The following is a 20,054-nucleotide window of genomic DNA, read 5'->3' on the forward strand; positions in this document are numbered from 1 at the left end:
ACGACACGTCGGCGAGCTTGGAGACCAATTCCTGGTCCTTGAGCTCGAACACATCCCCCCATGTCTTCACCCCACGAAAGCTATACCCACCCACCGACACGTTTCTGCGACGCCGGTCAACGCTTCCAACGAATACGGATTGGGCCCTTCGCAGTCGAGGGATCGACCACGGATCCCTTCTGGGTGATCTCGACCTCTCCCGCGTCGACCATCCGGCGGGCGGCGCGGCGGACCGGTTCCATCAACTCCCGCCATCCGTCGTCGGACAGGGCTCGTGCGACGTCGGACGGGCAGATCGTGGAGTCGCGGGACCGGGCGTCGAGCAGAGAACGGATCTTGTCTTCGAGTTCTTTGTCGGTGGTGCTCACCTTGTGCCGCCGGCAAGAGTCGCTGCAGTACTTGATGTCATCCCAGTTCTTCTCCCACTTCCTACGCCACTCGATTCGCCGCCCGCACGATGCGCAGACCTTGTCGGCGGGCTGCGCAGTGGAGGAGCGACGAGAATGAGCCATGCTTCGACAGTAACCTCGTTGCATGGCGATTCGACCCATCTCGTTGCCGGTGACCCGCGGCTGACGACGGTCGCCGAACCCGTCACCGTGTTCGACGCCGAGTTGGCGGCGTTCGTGAAGGACCTGTTCGAGACCAACACCGCGGCGCACGGGGCCGGACTCGCTGCCAACCAGGTCGGCGACCCGCGTGCAGTGTTCGTCTACGACCTCAGGGACGGCGGGGTCCGTCACCGCGGGCACGTGGTCAACCCAGTGCTCGAGACGTCGGCGATCCCGGAGACGATGCCGGACCCCGGAGACGGTGAAGGGTGTCTGTCGGTACCGGGGGAGCGGTACCCGACCGGCCGCGCGGACTGGGCCCGCGTGACCGGTGTCGATGTGGAGAACGCTCCCGTCTCGGTCGAGGGCCACGGTTACCTGGCTCGGTGTCTGCAGCACGAGTCCGACCATCTGGCCGGTCACCTGTACCTCGACCGCCTGATCGGCCGCAATCAGCGTGCTGCGAAGAAGATGATCAAGGCACGAGGATGGGTCCGCCCCGGCAACAGTTGGCTGCCCGGGTCCGATGCGGACCCGTTCGGCTGGTGAATCGAACCGGCGATCAACACGCGCCGGTGAGTGCGCATGCCGCTGCGCGTTCCAGCGTCCAACGGCCCTCGGAGACAACGAAACCGATCGAGGACACTCGCCCGACGGGAGTGCCGCTCGCCTCCACCCGTCCGGGTGCTACGGCGTCGACGCGGTCGAACGTCACGTCCGACATGACCCCGCCGCTGTCGAACAACGCTGCGTTCTCCTCGAGTGTGCCTTCGAGCGCGTCGGCGCGGTCGGACCGCTCTGCGGTCCAGTCGAAAACGGTACGGAAGATGGCGGTCGCTTCCTCCTGGGTAGGGATGGCTGTGGGCGCGACGGAGGGAGGAGGGGGCGGGAACGACGACGGCGCAACGTTTACCGCGGCGTCGATGCCCGGCTCGGGTTTCGTTGCGGTACAACCGGTGAGCATGACCAGAGTCAGTCCGCAGAGCACACGGCCGACGATCATCAGAACGGGTTGTAGACGTAGAGCATCCGGTAGTCCCACTCCGAGGATCCGGCCGGGATTCGGATCTCCGTCAGGACCCGGCCGTTCTGGGAGCACGAACCGCGGGCGTGAAACGACCAACAATCGATCTGCCGACTCGTGCCGAACGGGCTGACGATCAACGATTTTGTGCTCGCCGCACCGTATGCCGCAGGGTCGAAGGCGCTGACGAAACTCGAGGTGGAGTCCTTGGGCCCGAACGGGTTGTCGTCGGGAGCGGCGGAGGCTGTCGGCGCGACGAGCACTGCGCCGCCGATCGCCAGCGCGACTCCGGCGAGGATCTTTTTCGGCATGGTGGCTCCGTTCGTTTCGAGCACGACTACTCAGTGCTCATGGGATCGGCCGCAACCGACCGCGCGTTACGAACCGGCTCCTTCCTCGAACGCGGCACACTGGAGTCCATGACAGCACTCGAAGCGCCCATCGTTGCCCAGCGGCTCGGCCGTCGTCTCGCGATGTGGGGCGGTGGAAGTGTGCTCGTCGGAACGGTGTTGGCGTTGCGCGGGTCGTCGCCTGCCCGGCGGGCGTTCGGTCAGCAGACTGCGGGGTGGGGTGCGATCGATCTGGCGATCGCGGGTGTGGGCGCGCTGAGCTCGAAGCCTCCGACTGCCGCGAGCTTGAGCCGGCTGCTGTGGATCAATGCCGGTCTCGACGTCCTCTACGTCGCGACCGGCGCGCACATCGCCGTCAGAAAGCCTCGGTTCGGCGGCCGGATCACCGCTGACCAGGCGCTGGGCCACGGCTCTGCCGTCGTCGTGCAGGGCGCTGCGCTTCTCGCATTGGACACGACACACGCCCGCATGATTGCCGGCTAATCACACGAGTGTCATTCTCGCCGTTGGCGTTTTGTCAAGTACCGACACGTCTGATTTGTTGCGCGATCAGTAGATTTGCGTAACACTCGTCCCATCAGTCACATCAGTATCGTGGGTCACACGGGAAACGGTGGGTTCGTCCATGCGTGTACGTAGTCGGCAGATTGCTGTCGGGGCTGTCCTGGCACTGGCAGTGAGCGGACTCAGCGCTCTGACCGCGCCCACCGTGTCGGCCGAACCGTGCGGTGGGCTCGGTGGGCCGGGCTCGTCTCCGCTGTTCGGGTCGTCGGGCAGCGCCGGGATGTCGGGCAAGAACCCGCAAGGCCCTCAGGGGCCGCTGCCTCGGATCACCGGCAACACCCAGAGCATCGCCTGGGTCACCGGTCCGCAGAGCGTGAACAACACCTACAACGACCTCGCGATGTCCGGCACCGACCTCGGGATCAGTTGGGACAACGGGGCCGGCCAGATCCTGATGGCGTTCGGTGACACGTTCGGAGACTGCTCCTCCGGAAATGCGCAGTGGCGCAGCAACGCGCTCTTCCGGTCGGACAAGGCGTCGACGAATCTGGCGCAGGGAGTCGAGATCGGTCCAGCCGACCCCGCGGACAACACCTCCGGTGCCGTCGTGCGGGCCGGTAGTCCCAACTATGCAGCCGAGATCATCTCCAGCGCAAAGCTGCCCAGCGTCGAGGACACGACGATTCCCACGGCGGCCATAGCGATCGGCAACACCCAGTACATCAACTACATGTCGGTGCAGAGCTGGGGCAGCCCCGGGCGCTGGATCACGAACTACTCGGCGACGGCGAAATCCACTGACAACGGTCAGAATTGGTCGACCGACCCCAAGACGATCCGCGTCAACAAGGGTGTCACCATTCCGGGCTTCACCAACGTCCACGAAAGCCAGGGCAAGTTCCAGCAGAGCGCGTACGTGCTGGGTCGAGACGGCAAGTACCTGTATCAGTTCGGCACACCCAACGGACGATTCGGCGATGCCTTCGTCTCACGGGTGGCACCGAGCGAGATCGAGAATCTCGACGCGTACGAGTATTCGACGCAGGATCCGGATCCGACGAAGCAGTGGTCGAAGAACATCGGCGACACCGTTGCGATCGTCAAGGGCCCGGTCAGTGAGATGTCGGTTGCATGGAACGACTACCTCGGCCGCTACGTGATGATGTACGGGGACGAGAACACACGCACATTGGTCGCTCGCACTGCCGACAATCCCGAGGGGCCCTGGAGTGCGCCGAGGACCATCCTCGATGCCAATCAGACCGCCGGCGGAATCTACGCGCCGTTCATTCACCCGATGTCGAGCGGAAAAGACCTGTACTTCACTGCTTCTCGGTGGTCGGACTACAACGTGCTGCTGTTGAAGACGAATCTCGACGCGCTGAAGTGATCTCCGCGGAGCGTTCGATCGCCGCCTGCAGGTAGGCATCCACCTCGAGATCTTCCGGGGCGGAAAGTAATCCGCGCCGGATCGTCGAGAGATATCTGCTCGACGGTCCGCCGGGCTCTCGGGCGATCGAACTTGTCAGCGTGAACGCAGGTCGTCCGTCGATGTCCGGAAGTCGGAGTAGTGCATCGTATTTCCCACGGAAGCTCTCACCTTCGCGATCCACTGCCAGCTGCGACCATTGTCCGATGGCAAGTGTCTCCGTCCCCCCGACATCGATGGATGCGACGACGTTCTCGACGGCAGCCAGGTGAGCGAACTGGACGCGGTCGAGTAGATAGCCATGTGCTACAGACCGATTCGCGGCATCTGCCGTCGTCGAGACGAACGCGGACGCTCCGGTCCAGCGCCGCGAGACTCCGGCGAAGTACAGCGGATAGTCGATCCACAGCCATTTTTCCCCGGCAGGCAACGCTGTCGAGGGTGCCGGTGGGTGCGCACCGAATTCGGAGCTTTCCTCGGATCCCGTCAGGTAGCTGAAAAACCTCTCGCGCAGGAGATTCGACCCGTACGAGACGTACCAGAGCCGACCGTTCACTCGGTCTCGAACAGCTGCCGGTATGCCTCGGCGAGCAGGTCGGCCGCGAGGTCGTGGTTGTGTGACGCTGCGCCCGTCGAGTTGCCGGATCGCATCAGCCTGGCGTTGAGGCCGTAGGCGAGGTCGTCGAACGTGTCGTCGTCGATCCCCAGGTCGACGTCCACGTCTTCTTCCAGCAAGGCACCGAGGTCGATCGACCACGACCACACACGTTCGTCCCGGTAGGGGCCGCGCCCGGCGCTGACGGTCTCGTTGGAGACCTCGAGTTGCTCGTCGGTCCGGTCGCGCGGAACGTTGGTGTTGATGCGCAGGTCGAGTTCGATCGTGTCGTCGTCGTGCACGATCTCGTCGACGCGCAGCGTCTCGAAGCCGCCGCACGTCAGCGTCAGCAAGCGCCGAGGCCCGGTGTCGACGTGTTCGTCGGACAGGGCGGCGATCTGCCACAGGTACTTCGCGGTGTTCGCCGGGTCGGGGATCGAAGAGTTGATGTAGTCGGCCACGATGCTGCGGATGGCCGGGTATGCGATGTGGTCGGACAGTTCCCAGAACTGCTTGCGCGCCTTGCCGACGGACGTGTCGAGCAATGTCGCCCGCTTGGCCCTTTCCTTCGGCAGCGCAGATTTCGCGCTCGGAACGTCGCCCAGGGAGGCCGGCTCCGAGGGGCGTTCACGTAGACGGGTCAGGTGCGACACGAGATCTCGCAACTGCTCGAGCTGATCGGCAGTCCCGGCTGCGAAGTCGAGTGCTTCGATATCGGTCCACGCGTCGAGGTCGGCGATGAACTGTGCCGCCACCGAGTCGGAGTACCCGACGTAGGCCTCGTTGTCGGCGAAGTGCAGAACGTACAGCCCGGCTCGGTGTTCCTTGGCCGCGAAGACCGTGGCGATGGATCCGGCGTCGATGACGTCGTATCGCTCGAAGGTGAATCCGTCGGATGTGGAAGCTGTCGGCATGGCTGTGAATCTACCGATGTGCGTCGAAAGCACCTATTTTCGGCCGTGTCCGCAATGTCGGGAATTCGTTCCAGAAACCAATGATTTAGGTGAACCTTCGTAAACTGGATGTTCAGACTTGTTCTGGCACCGCGTGTTCCGCATTGTCCGATGTACCGGAAGTACTTCCGCTACCGTGAACGAAAGTTGAATTCGTGGTGCTATCTTGTGGAATGTCTGTTTCCATCGCTAACGAAACAAGCAGGTAACACGCGGTGTGAACAATGCCGAGAGCAGTGCCATCGGGCACGGCCGTGGTGCTCGATGGAAGGTGGTTGCGCGTGGGCGGTTATCTTGCGCGGAGGTTGCTGAACTACGTCGTCCTGCTGCTCATCGCGACGTTTCTGACCTACCTTCTGGCGTCGCTCACGTTCGATCCGCTGTCCAATCTCCTCAGTCGCAACCCGCCGCCGTCGAGCGCTGTACTCGACGCGAAACGCGCGGCGCTGCATCTCGACGACAACCCCGTGTTGCGCTACCTGAAGTGGCTGTGGGCTGTGCTTCATGGTGACTTCGGTCAGACCATCGCGGCCGGCTCCGTCAACGACGAGTTGTGGCGACGCATTCTCGTCTCGCTGCGTTTGGTGGTGCTCGGCACCGTCCTCGGCGCGGTACTGGGAACACTCGTAGGTGCGTACGGTGCCGTCCGGCAGTACAAGATCTTCGATCACGTCGCCACTGTCGTGACGTTCATCCTCATCAGCACCCCGATCCTGGTTCTGGCACCGGTACTCAAATACCTTGCTGTGCAGGTCAATCAGAGCACCGGTAGCCAGTTCTTCCAATACACCGGTGAGACGTCGACAACGCTCGCTCCCGGTCTGATGAACGAACTCATCGACCGTGCTCAGCATTTGCTGTTGCCGACCGTTGTCCTGATGTTGTTCACCATCGGTGGTTACAGCCGCTACATGCGTAGTTCCATGCTCGACGAACTGAACATGGACTACATCCGTACGGCCCGCGGCAAGGGCCTCACCCGCGGCCGCGCGATATTCAAGCATGGCTTTCGAACTGCATTGATCCCGATGGCGACGCTCTTCGCGTTCGGGATGGGCGCGGTGATCACCGGCGCGACCTTCACCGAGCGAGTTTTCGGGTGGTACGGCATGGGGGACTGGCTGATCTACGGCATCACCAGTCAGGACATCAACATCACGCTCGCGGTCTCGCTGTTCACCGCGCTGTCGGTCCTCGTCTCCGGAATGTTGACCGACATCTTCACGGCCGCATTGGATCCACGCGTTCGCTACGCGGACTGACCCACCACTTCGAGTAAGGAAAGGATCGGCGATGGCGACACCTGTGGTTCCCGAGATCGCTGCGGTCGAGGGCCCGAGCGACTCGACGGCTCCGATCACACGCAGGCGCTTGGTGCTGCGCCGGTTCCTGCGCAACCGGCCTGCGTTGGTGGGCATCGTGGTGCTGCTCGCGATGTTCGTCGGCGCATTCGTACTCCCGCACTTCATTCCCTTCACCTACGAGGAACTCGACGCGTACGCGCTCAACTCGCCCCCGACCACACGACACTGGTTCGGCACCAACCAGATCGGGCAGGATGTTCTGGCTCAGACGCTGCGTGGACTGCAGAAGTCGCTGATCATCGGCATGCTCGTCGCGCTCATTTCCACGGTGCTTGCCGGCGTCGTCGGCGCGGTGGCGGGGTACTTCGGCGGTTGGACCGACCGTGCGCTGATGTGGGTCGCCGATGTTCTGCTCGTCGTCCCGAGCTTCCTGGTCATCGCTATCTGCTCGCCGCTGTTCCGCGACAAGAGCTTCTTCATCCTGGTGTTGCTGCTCGCGGCGTTCGCGTGGATGATCACCTCCCGCATCATCCGTGCGATGACGCGGTCGTTGCGTGAGCGCGAATTCATCCGTGCCGCCAAGTACATGGGTGCGACGCCGACGAGTGTCATCGGGAAGCACGTGCTGCCGTCGATGGCGTCGATCCTCATCGTCGACGTCACGCTCAACGTGGGTATCGCCATCATCGGTGAGGCGTCGCTGAGCTATTTCGGTTTCGGTGTCCAGCGGCCCGACGTCTCGCTCGGAACCCTGATCGCGGACGGTACGTCGTCCGCGTTGACCTATCCGTGGCTGTTCGCGTTCTGCTGTGGCGCACTGGTCTTGATCGTGCTGGCAACGAACTTCGTCGGCGACGGCCTGCGCGACGCATTCGATCCGAACTCGACGAGGGGACAGGCACGTGGCTGAGACTGTGCCGGTGTTGAAGGTCAGCGGACTCGAAGTCAGCTTCCCGAGTGAGGAAGGCCGCGTCACCGCGGTCCGCGGACTGGACTATCAGGTCGACAAGGGCGAGGTCATGGCCATCGTCGGCGAATCCGGCTCCGGTAAGTCGGTGTCGTCCCTGGCCGTTATGGGGTTGCTTCCGCAGACCGCACGGGTCACCGGGTCCATCGAGCTGAACGGCCGTCAGCTACTCGGACTGTCCGACCGTGAGATGTCCCGTGAGCGTGGGCGTTCGGTGGCGATGATCTCGCAGGACCCGTTGACTGCGCTGACGCCCATCTACCGGATCGGTGATCAGATAGCCGAGGCGATCTCGGTACACAATCCGTCACTGAGCAAGGTGAAGGTCCAGGAGCGGACCCTGGAATTGCTCGATCTGGTCGGCATCGCCGATCCGAGAACACGGGCGAAATCGTATCCGCACGAGTTCTCCGGCGGTATGCGGCAACGCGTCGTCATCGCGATGGCCATCGCCAACGATCCCGACCTCATCATCGCCGACGAGCCCACCACTGCCCTCGACGTGACGATCCAGGCGCAGATCCTCGACCTGCTTCGGACCGCACGGGACGTGACCGGAGCCGGCGTCGTGTTCATCACCCACGACCTGGGAGTCGTTGCCGGCGTTGCCGATCGGGCCATGGTCATGTACGCCGGGCGAGCCGTCGAAAGTGCTCCAGTGGACGAGCTGTACGCGCACCCGTCCATGCCCTACACCGTCGGATTGCTCGGCTCGGTCCCTCGCCCGGATCGTCCCGCGCAGGAGCGCCTGGTGCCCATCGAGGGCACGCCGCCCGCTCTGGTGAATCTCCCTACGGGCTGCCCGTTCGGGCCCCGATGCCCGCTGCACACGGAGGCCTGCGACGAAGGCGAACCACCGTTGATTCAGGTTGCCCCGAATCACAGCGCGGCGTGCATCCGTATCGATGCGGCGACGGCCGAGTCGGTGGAGGCGGAGTTCGAGGGTGCTCCACGTTCGGAGGCACCGGCCGAATTGGTGGTGACCGTGCCGAAGGATGCTCCGGTATTGTCGGTGACCGATCTGCACAAGAGCTACCCCATGTTCAAGGGTTCGGTACTGCGTCGACGCGCGGGCGAAGTGCCTGCGGTGCAGGGTATCAGCTTCGATGTCCACGCAGGGTCCACCTTGGCGATCGTCGGCGAATCGGGCTGCGGCAAGTCGACGACCCTGCTCGAGATCATGGAGTTCGTGAAGCCGCAGCAGGGCTCGATCAGAATCAACGGAGTCGAGCCTTACGGCCTGAGCCGAGCCGAGCAACGAAAGCTGCGCGCGCACATCCAGATCGTGTTCCAGGACCCGATGGGCTCGCTCGATCCGCGAATGCCGGTGGGGGAGATCATCGCCGAGCCGTTGAAGATCAACGGCGTGCCGGTCGACGAGCGCACCCGCCGGGTTCGGGAACTGATGGACACCGTCGGAATGCGTCCCGAGCTCGCCGATCGGTATCCCACCCAGTTCTCCGGCGGGCAGCGTCAACGTGTCGGCATTGCACGGGCTTTGGCGCTCAAACCGTCGATCCTGGTGCTCGACGAGCCGGTGTCCGCGCTCGACGTGTCGATCCAGGCGGGCGTGCTGAACCTGCTCCAGGATCTGCAGGAGGAGCTCGGTCTGGCGTATCTGTTCGTCTCGCACGACCTGTCGGTGGTGCGTCATCTTGCCGACGAAGTAGCGGTGATGCGCAACGGGGTGTTCGTGGAGAAGGGCCCGACGGCGCAGATCTTCGACGCACCCGAGGACCCGTACACACGGGCTCTCCTGAAAGCCATCCCCATCCCCGATCCGGTGCTCCAACGAGCCCGAATCGCCGAGGCCGCACAGCTGGCCGACGCCATCTGACCTTGCAGGTTATGTGCACACTGAGAAAGGTGAATTGATGAGAGCCAAGCTATTTCGGGCACTGGTCCCGATCGCGGTGGCCGTGACTACCGTCGGACTGGTGGCGGGGTGCAGCTCCGGCGACACCGGGCCCAACGCCGATGCGCCTGCGTCGTTCGAGAGCGGAGCGCAGATAAACCCGCATCCCATCAGCGATCTCCAGCAGGGCGGAAACATGAACTTCCCGCTCTCGCAGGTGCCGACCAATTACAACTACTACCAAATCGATGGCACGACGGTCGATGCGGCACGGTACTACCTGGCATTGATGCCGAGAGCATTCAATGCTGCAGCCGATGCAAGCCTGACGGTCGCGACGGATTTCTTCACCGACATCACCGAGTCCGAGGTCGACGGCAAGCAGGTCATCACCTACAACATCAACCCAAAGGCGAAGTGGAGCACCGGGCGTCCGTTGGACTACACAGACCTCGTGGCAACGTGGACTGCAAACAACGGTAAGGATCCGGCGTACGAGGCGTCCAGCACCGCTGGCTGGGACAAGGTCGAGTCCGTCGTCCGCGGCGAGAATGACCAGCAGGTCATCCTGACCTTTGCCGAGAAGTTCGGTGACTGGCGATCGTTGTACGAGCCTCTGATGCCAGCTGAGTCCATGGCCAGTGTCGACGCATTCAACACCGGATCTGTGAGCACGATGCCTGCCACCGCAGGCCCGTTCCGGATCCGGACCATCGAGCCCGGTGGCAAGCGCATTGTTGCCGAGCGCAACCCGGACTGGTGGGGCGAAAATCCCGCAGTGCTCGACACCATCACTTACCTCCCACTCGATTCGACAGCGTCCGTCGGCGCATTGCAGAGCGGCGAGATCGACTACTACGAACTGGGGAGCAGCGCAGATGCATTCAAGGTCGCCCGTGGTATCCCGAACGTCGACCTGCGGCAGAGCCTCGGGTCTCAGTACCGCCACTTCGACTTCAACGGTGCTCCCGGGCGCATCACGTCGGACAAGGCGGTCCGGTTGGCTCTGATGAAGGCGATCGACCGCGATTACCTGGCCACCTCGCAGCTCGGCCAGATCACCTCGAACCCGACGGTGCTCAACAGTCACATTTACGTCGACGGACAGAAGGGCTACCAGGCGAACAACGGCGACATCACGTTCGACCCGGAGAAGGCGAAGTCCGAGCTCGAGGCCGCCGGTTGGACGATGAACGGCGAGTTCCGCTCCAAGGACGGTCAGCAGCTCGATCTGCACGACATCATTCCGGCGGACACTCCGAACGCGACGCAGGAAGCGCAGATCATCCAGCAGAACCTCAAGGCTGTCGGTGCCAACCTCATCATCGATGCGGTGCCGTCGGACGACTTCTTCGAGAAGTACATCCTGGTGGGTGCTTTCGACGTCACCCATTTCACCTGGGAGGGAACGCCGTACACGTCCAGCAGTGACGGCATCTTCCGTTTGACGCCCGGAAGTACATTGCAGAACTACGGCCAGGTCGGGTCCGAGGAGATCAACGGGCTGCTCGACAAGGCCGCGGGCGAGCTCGACGACGACGCACGTATCGCCGACTACAACGAAGCGGACAAAGCGATCTGGGCCGAAGGCCACAGCCTGACGATGTTCCAGCGTCCGTTCACCTATGCGACGAAGTCGAATCTCGCCAACTTCGGCGCTCCGGGATTCGGTGACCTCGATATGTCGAAGGTCGGGTTCCTGAAATAGCTCACGGTCTCGGATATCCGGTCGGTGCCGCGGCAGCCACGTTGGTTGTCGCGGCATCGACCGTTGTCGTCATCGCACCGCTGAGTGTCTTCGTTGCGCTCGTCGTTCTCGTCTGGACGGGTTGGTCGGTGGCGTGCGCTCTCCTGTCCGGGCGATCAGCACAGACATCGACCGCCCGAACCACAGTGCGGCGAGTTCGGTTTCAGCACCGCATGCGGTCGCGCGGTTACCTGGAGGTCCACGAGAAAACAGGGCGGGCTTGGTACCCCGTCTACTTCCACACCGGGCTGCTGGCAATCGTTCCCGACGCCGCCGCGACCGTGAGCAGGTCGATCTTCGGTCGGCGTGCTTTCGTCGTGGAACCGGGGATTCTCGCCGTGCCGTCGGGGCGGCATCGCACGTCGTTACCTCCCGGCACACCCCTCGATGCCCCTCGCCTCAACGACGTCGATCTGCATACGCGCAGTGAAAGATTCGGATCGCTACGCCGCCGAATCATGCTCGACGCCCCTGCCGCAGTGGCCGGCCCGTTCATCGGTCTGCTGTGGCTGGTCGTCGACGGCGGGGGATTGGCCGAGTTCGTAGCCGTCACCGTTCTGGCTGCGGTCACTGCGCTCTGGTGGTCGGCGATCGGTGGAAGCGATCCCAGCTGAGCCGTCCTGCCGAGTACTTCGTCCGACGCATGTTCGTAACTGCCGAGAAACACCCTCGGTCTACGTTCGAGATTCGGACAATTCAGGAGGCATCATGGCGCGGTCGATGGCGGAGCAGGCAGCGGAGACGATCACCAAGGGAATCGGTCGACGTGGATTCATCCAGGCGGTGGCGGCATTGGGCGCAGGCGTCGGAATTGCCGGAACGGCAGCGTGTTCGTCGTCGTCGTCGTCCACCACCACCGCCGCCGCGAGTTCGTCGGCACCTGCACCGGTCGGCATTCTTCAGCCCGGATCAGGCGACATCTCCGGCGATCACTATCTGAGTTCCGAAGTCGACAAGGTCCTGTGGGGGTACGTCCCGACGGTCGAGTCCGAGTCGGTGCTGCAGATGAAGTCCGGCGAGACGGTGACTATCGACGCGCTCAGCCACGAAGGAATTCTCGAAGATCAGGGTCGCGATCCCGTCGAATTCTTCGGCAGCAAGGGCGTATCGGAATCCGACGTGCTGCAGGACGCCATCGACATCGCGGGCGGGTACGACCGCACGGTCCGTAACTTCGACGTCGACGGCCCTCATGTGGTGACGGGTCCGGTGTTCGTCGAAGGCGCGCAGCGCGGGGATGTACTCAAGATCGAGACGCTGGAGGCGATCCCCCGCGTTCCGTACGGCGTGGTGTCGAGCAGACACGGCAAGGGCTCGCTGGCGGTCACTGCGTCCGGTGAGGCACCAGCGGGGATCAGCCTGGACGAGGTGATGCCTCCGATCGCGAGCGACGGCAGGACCTCGGGTGACCCGACGCAGTACGGCAATATCTCCACGTTCACCGCCGTCGAGGACGGGCAGGGTGTGATGCGGTACGGCGATGCGGCCGTACGCTTTCCGCTGCGTCCCTTCATGGGCATGATGGGTGTTGCCTTCGCCAGCGACCCGGGCCTGACATCACCGAATGCGAATTCGATTCCCCCGACGCTCGGCGGCGGCAACATCGATGTCGGCCTGCTCGGCGTCGGGTCGACGTTCTACCTCCCGGTGTTCGCAGAGGGTGCGTTGTTCTACGTCGGCGATCCGCACATGGCGATGGGCGACGGGGAGGTCGCACTGACGGCGATGGAGGGTTCCCTGCGCGGCACCTTCCGTCTGACGGTCTGCAAGGCGGGTAGCGGTGATGCCCCGTCCGTCGCATACTCGTATCCCTTTGCCGAGAACGAGGATTCATGGATTCCGATCGGCCTGTCCGATCCGGACGGTGCCGTCGGCGGTCAGAGTTCGGACCTGAACGCAGCCATGCGTCGCGCAGTGGTCAACGCGCTCGACTTCCTCGAGAGCGACCTCGGCATGGACCGGGCGACGGCCTATGCCTACCTTTCCGCGGCCGCGAACTTCACCGTCTCGCAGGTGGTCGACAAGACGGTCGGCGTGCACGGCCAGATCTCGAAGGCGCACTTCGACCGATAGGAGTGCGCCTTCGGCGCAGTGGTGCGAATAAGTGCCTTCCGCGGCACCTGAACACGCCACTGCCGAAGGCACCTCAGCGGTGTGCCGTCGCGATGAAATGACGTGTTGCGGCGTCGACGATGTCGGCAGGGGCGATGTCGATTTCGTCGTTCAACCACGCGATGACCAGTTCGGCGAGTCCGCCGATGAACAGCAGGCCGTTGATCTCGGATTGTGGTTGCGGCCAGGCCTGTTCGCCGAACAGTTCACGTGACTGCTCGGCCACCAGATGGGCGAACGCGCGCATGGACTTTCGTCGATAATCCCGCAGTGAGTCGACGGCCAGTGACTCGATCATCGCGACGCGTCCCTTGCGGCGGTCGTCGGTGAGCACGCCGACGAACGCTGCTATGGCGTTGCGCACCTGTTCCTCGACGGTGGGGGCCGGGGAGTGCAACGCGTCCATAGCCGCTGCCCGGATCTCGTCGGATACCGACTCGACCACCTTCTCGAGCAAATCCTCTTTGCCGGAGAAGCTTTGGTAGAAGTAGCGCTCGGTCAGTTTCGCCTCCGCGCAGATCGCGGTCATGGTCGTGTTCTGGGCACCGGCCGTGGAGAACACTTCGAGTCCGGCTTCGAGCAACCGCGCGCGACGGTCGGCGGTGCGGTCGTCGGCACTCATGCCGTTGTACCTGCGCGTCGGGGAAGCCATGGGTAGATCTTGACAGAGGAAGCGGGTGTGACGCAGACTACATCTCATCTGACAGGACGCTCTGTCAGATTGACGGAGGTCGACAATGGCACGTGCTCTGGCTGCTCCCCCTGCTGATTCAGCGCTCCAACCGGTATACGGTGACGGCGGCATACCCGTCGTGGGGCACACACTCGAATACATCCGAGACCCCCTGAAACTGCTCGGGAGTCGGTGGGAGAAGTACGGCGAGGTGTCGTGGCTGACGATGGCCGGGCAGAAGTGGATCACCGTTCTCGGTCCGGACGCATGCCAAGAGGTGTTGCAGAACGCCGACAAGGCGTTTGCGAACGGTGACGGCTGGTCCCTGCTGATCGGCCCGTTCTTCCACGGTGGGTTGATGCTGCTGGACTCCGACGAGCACCTGAAGCACCGACGAATCATGCAGCAGGCCTTCACGAGGGACCGGCTCACCAAATCCGTCGAGGCGTTGAATCCTGTCACCGCAACCGGTTTGGACGCGTGGCAGGGCGGGCGCGACGTCCAGGTCTACCCGGCGCTCAAAGCGCTGACCCTGGAGGTGGCGACGAGCATCTTCATGGGCGGTGCCGAGGGCAGCACTGAAGCCGAGATAGCCGAGCTCAACTCGAGTTTCGTGGCGTGCGTTCAGGCTGCGACGTCGATCGTGCGCTATCGAGTTCCGGGAACGCGGTGGAAGCGTGGCCTCGATGGCCGCGCCATGCTCGAGCAGTTCTTCCGGCGCTACCTTCCGTCGCGGCGCGCCACCGAAACCGACGACCTGTTCTCGGTCCTGTGCCACATCGAGGGGAACGACGGCGAGCGATTCTCCGACGAGGAAGTGATCGACCACATGATCTTCCTGCTGATGGCTGCGCACGACACGTCGACGATCACGCTGTCGACGATGATGCAGTACCTCGGGCAACACCCCGAGTGGCAGGACAAGTGCCGCGCGGAGTCCGAGGCCCTCGGCACCGATGCGCCGACGCTCGCGCAACTCGACGAACTGCACGGTGTCGATCTGGTGATGAAGGAATGCCTGCGGTTGGTCTCGCCCACTCCGGTGGTGGCGCGACGCGCTGTCAAAGACACCGAGGTGCAGGGGAGGTTCGTACCCGCGGGGACGTACGCGTCGGTCGCGCCGCACTTCACGCACCACATGGAGCAGTACTGGCCGGAACCCGAGAAGTTCGACCCCGGCCGGTTCGCCGACGACCGCCGAGAGGACAAGGTGCACCGCTACGCGTGGGAGCCGTTCGGCGGCGGAGTGCACAAGTGCATCGGCATGTTCTTCGCGGGTGCCGAGATCAAGACGATCATGCACCACCTGCTGCTGCGATTCGATTGGTCGGTCGATCCCGATTACGTTGCGCCGCTGAACTTCACGTCGCTGCCCTTCCCGGAGGACGGGCAGCCCGTGCAGCTACGAAAGCGCTAGATCTTTCCGGCGCGGTCGGTGAGCCAGCCGATGATGTTCGCGGTGACCTCGTCACGGTTCGTCTCGTTGAGAATCTCGTGGCGGGCACCGGGGTACAGAGTGACGGTCACGTCGCTCATGCCGGCCTGGCGGTACCGGGCAGCGAGGGTTTCGATCAACTGTCCGCCGTCGGCGAGCGGGTCGTCGGTTCCCGACGTGATCAGGAGTGGCAGGTCGGAGCGGATCTGCTCGAGGTTGTGTGGATCGGCGAGCTTGTCGGCCTCACCGAACAAGGCAGGGACCGTCGACTCGGGGAGGTCGAAGCCGCACAGCGGGTCGGCGACGTAGGCATCGACTTCGGCCTCGTCGCGCGAGAGCCACTCGTACCCGGTGCGGTGCTCGAAGGCGGCGTTGAAGACACTGAGGTCACCAGCTGGAGCGTCGGCCATGCCGGCGGCGAGGATGTCGAGCGTGGTCGAACCCGACAGCACCACGCCCTCGTAGAGATCCGAGCGCTCGATCAGAACATGCTGCGCGGCAAAGGATCCCATCGAATGTGCGAACAGGAACAGTGGCAGGTCCGGGTATTCGTTCAGCAACGATTCGCCGAGTTGCTCGATGTCGGCCCACAACCCGGCGAACGCGGCAGCCCCGAAGTCGCCCGGTGTGTCGACGATCGACTCTCCGTGGCCGCGATGATCGGAGGCGACGACGTGGAATCCGGCGTCGTTCAGAGCGGCGGCGAAGCGGGCGTAGCGGCTGCCGTGTTCGGCGAGTCCGTGTGCGATCTGTACGACGCCGCGAGCCGGATCGACGGACGTGGTCCAGGTGTAGGTGCTGATCTCGATGTCGTCCTGCTTGGATACGAACGACGAAGCGTTGGCCACGACTATCTCCTCGAAACGGCGATGGGAACGAGACTCGAACCTATCTCCTATGCGTTCTCTATCGGGTCGAAATGCGAGACGACGGGGAACGGCTCGTAGAAGTGATGCAGCAGCGTCTTCCAGTCCTGGTACCGGTCTGACTTCCTGAAGCCCTCGGTGTGGTCTTCGAGGCGTTCCCATTCCACCAGCAGAAGATAGACATCGGGCTGCTCGATGCCCCGCGACAGTGTCAGATTCACGAACCCCGGCATCGAGGAAATGATCGATTTCGCGTCGGCGAAGGCGGCCTCGAAATCGTCGGTTCGGTGGGGAATGACGTGCAGCAGGGCGTGTTCGATGATCATCGAGACAGTATGCGAGGCGGACTCGGGAACCGGTTCGGTGGGTCTGGAGCTCTAGACACCCGGAATTCCGAACGCTGAGGCCTTACGGACGCAGTCCACGCGTGAGACAGCACCGAGCTTTGCATAGATGTTGGTCAGGTGGCGTTTGACGGTGGATTCCGTGATTCCGAGTTCTCGGCCGATCTGATAGTTGGAACGTGCTTCGACCAGTAGGTGGAGAACTTCGAGTTCTCTGGGCGACAACAGGTTCGGCGGTCCGGGCGTCTCGGAGTCGAGCGCGGAGCTGATCGAATCGCGAGACGTGGACAGCAATACGTTGTCCGGACTGCGCTGGACCGAGTGGAGCCCGGCGATCAGCTGATCTCGCGCGACGGTCTTGGACAGAAATGCCGATGCCCCGGCATCGAGGAGGCTGCGCAACAGTTCGGCATCCTGGTGCATCGACAGGACGACGATCGAGACGGTCGGTGCTGCGGCGCGAATTGCCGTGACGACCGCGTGTGCTCCTGGGCCCGGCATTTCGATGTCGACCACGGCGATGTCCGGAACGTCTCGGGTGATGACCTCGATGGCGGTCGTTCCGTCCGGGCACTGCGCGACCACCTTGAATGCGGGGTCGGTCTCGATCAACGCTGCGAGACCGTCTCGAAAGAGTGTGTGGTCGTCGGCGAGGATCACACGGATGGCGTGCCCGGTCACCACCGAGTCCTCCCGAGCGATTCGGCGGTGCGGTCGAGCAACGGCAGCTGAACCTCGACCGTGGTCCCGCATCCTGGATCGGCCGTGATGACAGCGCGCCCCCCGAGCAACTCGGCGCGTTCGCGGATCGACGCCAGTCCGCCCACGATCTTGATCGCGGTGACCGCTCCGACGTCGAAGCCGCATCCGTTGTCGCGGACGACGGCGCGCAGTCTGTCTCGCTGGGTGGCGAGTTCGACGGTGATTGCGTCTGGCTTCCCATGGATGATGGCGTTACGGATCGCCTCTCGGAGTAGCAGGTAGAGCTCCTGAGCAACCTCGTCCGCCAGACCCGGTTCCTCCCCGGCGACCGTCACCTCGGAGACCGTTCCTTCGGGAACGGTCGATTCCAAGTAGGACGCCAACGACTGGCTCAGCGATTCGCCGCCCAACCGGACCCACAGATCCGCCGATACCTGCCGAGTGCTGTCGAAGCTCGACTTGATCGACTCTCGTGCAGTGGAAAGGTGGGCTTCGGCTCGGACCGGATCCCGCGTGCGGTAGTGGTCGTAGAGGTCGAGTTGTTGGAGGGCGGCACCCATTCCGTGCGCAATACGGTCGTGTAGGTCGCGGGCGATCCGGCTGCGCTCGTCCTGCTGCGAGGACAGGAGCTTTGTCAGCAGATAGTTGACGTACGGGATCGATCCGACAGCCAGGCGTTCCTGGATCTCCCGTTGCAGAGCGGTTCCCAGCGCGACGACGGTATCGGTCGAGGTCGGTGGGTCGACCGCCTCGACGAGTACGGGAAACAGGGCCTCGAACATCAATGTGGCCGCTGCCAGCGATTGGGTCGGGTGAATGCCTGATCGGGCGCGCTGCTCACCGATGGCTTCGCTCGGATCGGGCGAGGGCGGCGTCGATGTCGGCGTGCCGACAGCGGTGAACGCTGTAGCGATGACGCGCACCACGGCTTCCGCCTGACGCGTCAGCTGCACTTGCAACGATCGATCGGTCAGCACCGGGCTCCCCGAACCGTCGAGGAGGGCTGTGTACGCCGTGACCGCCCGCTCGACGAGTCGATTCGGTTCGACACTCACTTCGTTCGCCCCCGCCCTGGAGAACCGGACGGATCAGACCCCTGGAAAGCCTGATTCGCTACGCCGATCCCGATCGCGTCATATTAGCGGGACAAACAGCACAACTGGTACCGAGTGCACATGAACACGCACGTCGAGGCCCTTCCGTTCGAGACTTCGTTCGAAGCAGTTCACCTGTGGGTCACCGGTGATTCGATGCGTGGTCGGGTCGGCAATCGAATCGTGTTGTTCGGGCGTCTCTCACAGCAGCATGCACAGAGCGCCCGTGTGCGCACCGTATTGCGAGTACATGAAGGCGGTGTACGGGGTGCGCGCGTGCCTTCGACGTGATGATCCCCCCACCGCAGCGAACGCCGCAATCGCCGCTGCCCCGCAGGCCAATACCAGTGCCGGGACGATGAGTCGTTCCTCGAGTGCCCACGCCGAGACGGCGAATCCGACGCAGATGGCTCCGGCCGCCGACGCGATGACCAGGCAGGTGCCACGTTCGCTCCACATCGCCAGCGTCGACCGTCCGGCGGCCCTGTCGCCGTCGACGTCGGAGACGTCCTTGGCCAGACCGCCAACACCCATCCACGCCGACATCGCGATCGCGAATACGATCACGGCAGGCGTGACCTCGGTGCCGGCCGCACACACTCCGGCAGCGTAAGTTGTGAGCCCGCCTCCGAACACCGCGACCTGGACCCCCCACACTCTGTTCTTCAACGGCGCGGGCCCGACGGAATACAGAAAGCCCAGGGCGAGCATGACGAGCGCCGACATCAGAACCGGCCGGCCGGCCGACAAGCACAGAACCATACCCACGCACGCCAGAACAGTTACGAACCGGCGAGCCACTCCCGCATCGAGTGTGCCCTGCGCAATCGGTCGCATTGATCCGTTCACCCGGTCCTCGATGCGGTCGGCGAGACCGTTGAGCAGGTAGATCGACCACGTGAGGCACAGCCATCCCGCACAGCACAGTGCGGCGGCCGTCCACCGGGGAGCAGCTCCGGCGTCGAGCGACGCCACGGCGACCACCGCGATCAGCCGAAGCTGAAAGATGATCTGCACTGCGGGTCGAGCTTCGGACCAGGCAGATCGAATCGATGACCGCAGTGACCGATCGGGCGCACCGACGGCGACGAGATGACGCGGTGATGCAGTGCGGGGACCGACTGTTCCACTAGCGGTGGCCATGCGTCGATCGTCTACGGCCGGGTGGCTCACGTCCATTGCCCGAGGGTCGTAGTCCACTACGACCTTGGTCGTAGTGGGAGGTGCACCTTCGCGGCGACCCCATTGGCTTTCGGTGTTCTGCCACTTAACTTTCGAGTCGTAACACCGCATTCGACGGAATCGGAACCCGGCGTACGAGAACGACAGTCGCCGACTCTCATCGGCCTACGAAGGTGGAATGCACGTGAACACGGACTACGTCTGGTTGGCTTTGGGATGGATGGCTTTCATCGCGATCATCATCGTGGTGGTCGTGGTTGCACTGGTGGTCCTGGTACGCGGACGCCAGACGGCACCCCGCTCGGCCGATCACCGAACCTTGCCGACAGAGAACGACCCGGCGGAGTAGAACCCCGGATTCGAGCTG

21 protein-coding genes and 2 pseudogenes are annotated in these 20,054 nt (G+C 63.6%); 11 read left to right on the forward strand and 12 right to left on the reverse strand.

Going from position 1 to position 20,054, the window contains the following annotated elements; genetic code table 11:
• Positions 1–116 precede the first annotated feature (116 nt).
• Together CH306_RS29500 and CH306_RS29505 are read right to left on the reverse strand one after the other, a co-directional pair.
• Positions 117–368 (reverse strand): DUF3253 domain-containing protein, encoded by a 252-nt coding sequence (locus tag CH306_RS29500; RefSeq protein WP_230596286.1) that lies wholly within the window; start codon positions 366–368, stop codon positions 117–119.
• Positions 369–383: 15 nt separating this feature from the next.
• Positions 384–536, reverse strand: a pseudogene (locus tag CH306_RS29505) (DUF2256 domain-containing protein); the annotation flags it as partial.
• Between CH306_RS29505 and CH306_RS16225 the strand changes: the two are divergent.
• A pseudogene (locus CH306_RS16225) lies at positions 535–1,100 on the forward strand (peptide deformylase). The pseudogenes CH306_RS29505 and CH306_RS16225 overlap by 2 nt on opposite strands.
• Before the next feature lie 13 nt (positions 1,101–1,113).
• Here CH306_RS16225 and CH306_RS16230 read toward each other — a convergent pair.
• Positions 1,114–1,554 carry a hypothetical protein gene (locus CH306_RS16230; RefSeq protein ID WP_094647126.1) on the reverse strand — a complete coding sequence of 147 codons (441 nt, stop codon included), beginning with the start codon at positions 1,552–1,554 and terminating at the stop codon, positions 1,114–1,116.
• On the reverse strand, positions 1,554–1,886 hold the full coding sequence (locus CH306_RS16235) for a hypothetical protein (RefSeq protein WP_094647348.1): 333 nt from the start codon (positions 1,884–1,886) through the stop codon (positions 1,554–1,556). The genes CH306_RS16230 and CH306_RS16235 overlap by 1 nt, the downstream gene beginning before the upstream one ends.
• Before the next feature lie 39 nt (positions 1,887–1,925).
• Between CH306_RS16235 and CH306_RS16240 the strand changes: the two genes are divergently transcribed.
• Positions 1,926–2,408 carry a DUF6992 family protein gene (locus tag CH306_RS16240; protein ID WP_218829219.1) on the forward strand — a complete coding sequence of 161 codons (483 nt, stop codon included), beginning with the start codon at positions 1,926–1,928 and terminating at the stop codon, positions 2,406–2,408.
• A 142-nt stretch (positions 2,409–2,550) separates the two neighbouring features.
• Positions 2,551–3,819, forward strand: a complete 1,269-nt coding sequence (locus CH306_RS16245; RefSeq protein ID WP_094630884.1) for a DUF4185 domain-containing protein — start codon at positions 2,551–2,553, stop codon at positions 3,817–3,819.
• Here the strand turns inward: CH306_RS16245 and CH306_RS16250 are convergent.
• Positions 3,752–4,414: a hypothetical protein gene (locus CH306_RS16250; protein ID WP_094647127.1), complete on the reverse strand. Its 663-nt coding sequence runs from the start codon at positions 4,412–4,414 to the stop codon at positions 3,752–3,754. The genes CH306_RS16245 and CH306_RS16250 overlap by 68 nt on opposite strands.
• Entirely contained in the window at positions 4,411–5,367 is a 957-nt protein-coding gene (locus tag CH306_RS29510; RefSeq protein ID WP_256981180.1) for a hypothetical protein, read from the reverse strand. Before CH306_RS29510 ends, CH306_RS16250 begins: the two co-directional genes overlap by 4 nt.
• Positions 5,368–5,687: 320 nt before the next feature.
• Here CH306_RS29510 and CH306_RS16260 point away from each other — a divergent pair, with 320 nt between their 5' ends.
• From CH306_RS16260 to CH306_RS16285, 6 genes are all read left to right on the forward strand, one after another.
• Positions 5,688–6,668: an ABC transporter permease gene (locus CH306_RS16260; protein ID WP_094647128.1), complete on the forward strand. Its 981-nt coding sequence runs from the start codon at positions 5,688–5,690 to the stop codon at positions 6,666–6,668.
• A 31-nt stretch (positions 6,669–6,699) separates the two neighbouring features.
• The gene (locus CH306_RS16265) at positions 6,700–7,620 is read left to right on the forward strand and encodes an ABC transporter permease (protein WP_045199361.1); all 921 of its coding nucleotides are present in this window, start codon (positions 6,700–6,702) and stop codon (positions 7,618–7,620) included.
• Positions 7,613–9,514, forward strand: coding sequence for a dipeptide ABC transporter ATP-binding protein (locus CH306_RS16270; protein WP_094647129.1), 1,902 nt, complete (start codon positions 7,613–7,615; stop codon positions 9,512–9,514). The genes CH306_RS16265 and CH306_RS16270 overlap by 8 nt, the downstream gene beginning before the upstream one ends.
• A gap of 37 nt (positions 9,515–9,551) precedes the next feature.
• Positions 9,552–11,240, forward strand: coding sequence for an ABC transporter family substrate-binding protein (locus CH306_RS16275; RefSeq protein WP_141214702.1), 1,689 nt, complete (start codon positions 9,552–9,554; stop codon positions 11,238–11,240).
• 212 nt (positions 11,241–11,452) lie between these two features.
• The gene (locus tag CH306_RS16280) at positions 11,453–11,893 is read left to right on the forward strand and encodes a hypothetical protein (protein WP_141214703.1); all 441 of its coding nucleotides are present in this window, start codon (positions 11,453–11,455) and stop codon (positions 11,891–11,893) included.
• 94 nt (positions 11,894–11,987) lie between these two features.
• Complete coding sequence (locus CH306_RS16285) at positions 11,988–13,352, forward strand: acetamidase/formamidase family protein (protein ID WP_094630823.1); 1,365 nt, start codon at positions 11,988–11,990, stop codon at positions 13,350–13,352.
• A 73-nt stretch (positions 13,353–13,425) separates the two neighbouring features.
• Here CH306_RS16285 and CH306_RS16290 read toward each other — a convergent pair whose 3' ends face one another.
• Positions 13,426–14,043, reverse strand: a complete 618-nt coding sequence (locus tag CH306_RS16290) for a TetR/AcrR family transcriptional regulator (RefSeq protein WP_032394963.1) — start codon at positions 14,041–14,043, stop codon at positions 13,426–13,428.
• 85 nt (positions 14,044–14,128) lie between these two features.
• Between CH306_RS16290 and CH306_RS16295 the strand changes: the two genes are divergently transcribed.
• Positions 14,129–15,481 (forward strand): cytochrome P450, encoded by a 1,353-nt coding sequence (locus CH306_RS16295; RefSeq protein WP_094630822.1) that lies wholly within the window; start codon positions 14,129–14,131, stop codon positions 15,479–15,481.
• Here CH306_RS16295 and CH306_RS16300 read toward each other — a convergent pair.
• The 5 genes from CH306_RS16300 to CH306_RS16320 form a co-directional block, all read right to left on the reverse strand.
• Complete coding sequence (locus CH306_RS16300; protein WP_094630820.1) at positions 15,478–16,347, reverse strand: alpha/beta fold hydrolase; 870 nt, start codon at positions 16,345–16,347, stop codon at positions 15,478–15,480. The genes CH306_RS16295 and CH306_RS16300 overlap by 4 nt on opposite strands.
• A 47-nt stretch (positions 16,348–16,394) precedes the next feature.
• Entirely contained in the window at positions 16,395–16,691 is a 297-nt protein-coding gene (locus CH306_RS16305) for an antibiotic biosynthesis monooxygenase family protein (protein WP_094647130.1), read from the reverse strand.
• A gap of 51 nt (positions 16,692–16,742) precedes the next feature.
• The gene (locus CH306_RS16310; RefSeq protein ID WP_032395107.1) at positions 16,743–17,390 is read right to left on the reverse strand and encodes a response regulator transcription factor; all 648 of its coding nucleotides are present in this window, start codon (positions 17,388–17,390) and stop codon (positions 16,743–16,745) included.
• Positions 17,387–18,466: a sensor histidine kinase gene (locus CH306_RS16315; protein WP_094630816.1), complete on the reverse strand. Its 1,080-nt coding sequence runs from the start codon at positions 18,464–18,466 to the stop codon at positions 17,387–17,389. The genes CH306_RS16310 and CH306_RS16315 overlap by 4 nt, the downstream gene beginning before the upstream one ends.
• Before the next feature lie 240 nt (positions 18,467–18,706).
• A complete protein-coding gene (locus CH306_RS16320; protein ID WP_179272870.1) occupies positions 18,707–19,648 on the reverse strand; it encodes a UbiA family prenyltransferase in 942 nt (313 codons plus the stop codon).
• A gap of 223 nt (positions 19,649–19,871) precedes the next feature.
• On the opposite strand from CH306_RS16320, the gene CH306_RS29120 reads away from it, so the two are divergent.
• Complete coding sequence (locus CH306_RS29120; protein ID WP_155290797.1) at positions 19,872–20,036, forward strand: hypothetical protein; 165 nt, start codon at positions 19,872–19,874, stop codon at positions 20,034–20,036.
• The last annotated feature ends 18 nt before the right edge of the window (positions 20,037–20,054 follow it).

It is taken from the genome of Rhodococcus sp. 15-725-2-2b (genome assembly GCF_002259075.1).
GTDB lineage: Bacteria > Actinomycetota > Actinomycetes > Mycobacteriales > Mycobacteriaceae > Rhodococcoides.

Coding starts and splice junctions, on each gene's coding strand:
- CH306_RS16230 (WP_094647126.1), bottom strand. CDS start 1,554: ATGATCGTCGGCCGTGTGCTCTGCGGACTGACTCTGGTCATGCTCACC.
- CH306_RS16235 (WP_094647348.1), bottom strand. CDS start 1,886: ATGCCGAAAAAGATCCTCGCCGGAGTCGCGCTGGCGATCGGCGGCGCA.
- CH306_RS16240 (WP_218829219.1), top strand. CDS start 1,926: ATGGGATCGGCCGCAACCGACCGCGCGTTACGAACCGGCTCCTTCCTC.
- CH306_RS16245 (WP_094630884.1), top strand. CDS start 2,551: ATGCGTGTACGTAGTCGGCAGATTGCTGTCGGGGCTGTCCTGGCACTG.
- CH306_RS29510 (WP_256981180.1), bottom strand. CDS start 5,367: ATGCCGACAGCTTCCACATCCGACGGATTCACCTTCGAGCGATACGAC.
- CH306_RS16265 (WP_045199361.1), top strand. CDS start 6,700: ATGGCGACACCTGTGGTTCCCGAGATCGCTGCGGTCGAGGGCCCGAGC.
- CH306_RS16275 (WP_141214702.1), top strand. CDS start 9,552: ATGAGAGCCAAGCTATTTCGGGCACTGGTCCCGATCGCGGTGGCCGTG.
- CH306_RS16280 (WP_141214703.1), top strand. CDS start 11,453: ATGCGGTCGCGCGGTTACCTGGAGGTCCACGAGAAAACAGGGCGGGCT.
- CH306_RS16285 (WP_094630823.1), top strand. CDS start 11,988: ATGGCGCGGTCGATGGCGGAGCAGGCAGCGGAGACGATCACCAAGGGA.
- CH306_RS16290 (WP_032394963.1), bottom strand. CDS start 14,043: ATGGCTTCCCCGACGCGCAGGTACAACGGCATGAGTGCCGACGACCGC.
- CH306_RS16295 (WP_094630822.1), top strand. CDS start 14,129: ATGGCACGTGCTCTGGCTGCTCCCCCTGCTGATTCAGCGCTCCAACCG.
- CH306_RS16305 (WP_094647130.1), bottom strand. CDS start 16,691: ATGATCATCGAACACGCCCTGCTGCACGTCATTCCCCACCGAACCGAC.
- CH306_RS16320 (WP_179272870.1), bottom strand. CDS start 19,648: ATGGCCACCGCTAGTGGAACAGTCGGTCCCCGCACTGCATCACCGCGT.